This is a genomic window from Spirillospora sp. NPDC049652, from assembly GCF_040675125.1.
GTDB lineage: Bacteria > Actinomycetota > Actinomycetes > Streptosporangiales > Streptosporangiaceae > Spirillospora.
In genome coordinates this window covers 1-1,624 of sequence record NZ_JBFAOF010001294.1, presented here as the reverse complement: position 1 = coordinate 1,624, position 1,624 = coordinate 1, and the positions used below count along the sequence as shown (strand labels likewise).

General features: G+C 78.4%; 1 protein-coding gene and 1 pseudogene. Both read right to left on the bottom strand.

Going from position 1 to position 1,624, the window contains the following annotated elements; all coding sequences use genetic code 11:
* Positions 1–204, bottom strand: a pseudogene (locus tag AB0J52_RS39555) (sucrase ferredoxin); the annotation flags it as partial.
* A 139-nt stretch (positions 205–343) separates the two neighbouring features.
* Positions 344–1,624, bottom strand: a 1,281-nt coding sequence (locus tag AB0J52_RS39550; protein ID WP_500188253.1) for a glycerol-3-phosphate dehydrogenase/oxidase, incomplete at its 5' end; no start/stop codon positions are given.

Below are 1,624 nucleotides of genomic sequence, written 5' to 3'. Positions count from 1 at the left end.
CTGCGGCCGCACCCCCGCCGCCTGCGCGGCCCGGATCGTCTCGGCCAGCGCCGCGGGCTCCGCCAGGTGCTCGATCCGCTCGGGCCAGGGCCCGGGATGCTCGACGAGGAGCCAGGCGCGCGCCTTCGTGGTCGCGCTCGCCAGGCAGGACCGCTCCCCGGAATGGCTCCCGGGGCAGTGCTCGCAGCTGGTCTGGCGCGTCACGCGGAGGCTCCCGTCACCCTCGGTGGTAATTAGGTTAGGTTAACCTCACAGCCTGCGACCGCGCCATGCGGGGTGACCCACCTCATAGCCCGCTTCACCTGCGGCACCCCGGAACCCCGTCCGGCCGCCCGCCGCGCGGTCAGGCGGCGGGGGTGGCGGCCTCCGTCCGGAAGGCGGCCTCGGCCGCGGGGAGGGCGGCGGCCCGGTCGGCGGGGACGAGGCCGACGCGGGTGCGCCGGTCCAGCAGGTCGGACGCGTCGAGGGCGCCCTCGTGCCGCACGGCCCACGCCAGCTCGGCGCCCAGCACGGGCAGCCCGGGGACGACCGGCTCCAGCAGCGAGGCGTCCTCGCGGGCGAGCGCGGCCAGCAGCGGGGCCTCGGCGCCGTAGCGCTGGACGAGGCGGCGCGGCGCGTCCAGCCCGGCGAGGACGTCGGCCCGGGCCGCCCCGACCAGCGGGATGCGGGACGTGCGGGACGGCCCGGCGGTCAGGCGGCCGGTGGCGAGGACGGCGTCGACGGCGTCCTCGGCCATCCTGCGGTAGGTGGTGAGCTTGCCGCCGACGATCGTGACGACGCCGTCCGGCGAGGTCAGGACGGCGTGCTGGCGGGAGATGTCGGCGGTGGCGCCGTGCGCGTCGTCCAGCAGCGGGCGCAGGCCGGCGAACGCGCCGAGCACGTCCGAGCGGCGGACGGGGACGTCGAGCGCGGAGTCGAGGATGTCGAGGAGGAAGCCGATCTCCGCGGGCGTCGGCTCCGGGACGTCCGGGATCGGGCCGCCCGCGGGCTCGTCGGTGAGGCCCACGTAGACGCGGCCGTCGCCCTGCGGGATGACCAGGACGAACCGGTTGGACGCGCCGGGGATCGGGATGTGCAGCCCGGCGCCCAGCCCGCCGAGGGACTCGGCGCGGACGACCAGGTGCGTGCCGCGCGAGGGCCGCAGCCGGACGCCCTCGACCAGGCCGCCCGCCCACACGCCCGTCGCGTTGACCACGGTGCGGGCGCGGACGGTGAACTCCTGCCCGGTCAGCTCGTCCCGCACCTGGGCGCCGGAGCCGTCCAGGCTCAGCGCGCGGACGCGGGGGAGGATCCGCGCGCCGTGCGCGGCGGCGGTGCGGGCGATGGCGGTGACCAGGCGCGCGTCGTCGGCGAGCTGGCCGTCCCAGGAGAGCAGGCCGCCGCGCAGCCCGTACGAGCGGAGCGCGGGGGCGAGGCGCAGCGTCTCCACGGCCGACAGGCGGCGCGGGCCGGGCAGCAGCGCGCGGGAGGTGCGGGCGCCGAGGCGGAGCGCGTCCCCGGCGTGCAGCCCGGTGCGCACGACGGCCGCCTGGGACCGGGAGACCAGCGGGGTCAGCGGCATCACGAACGGGAGCGCGCGCACGAGGTGCGGCGCGGTGCGCGCCATCAGCACCCCCCCCCACAC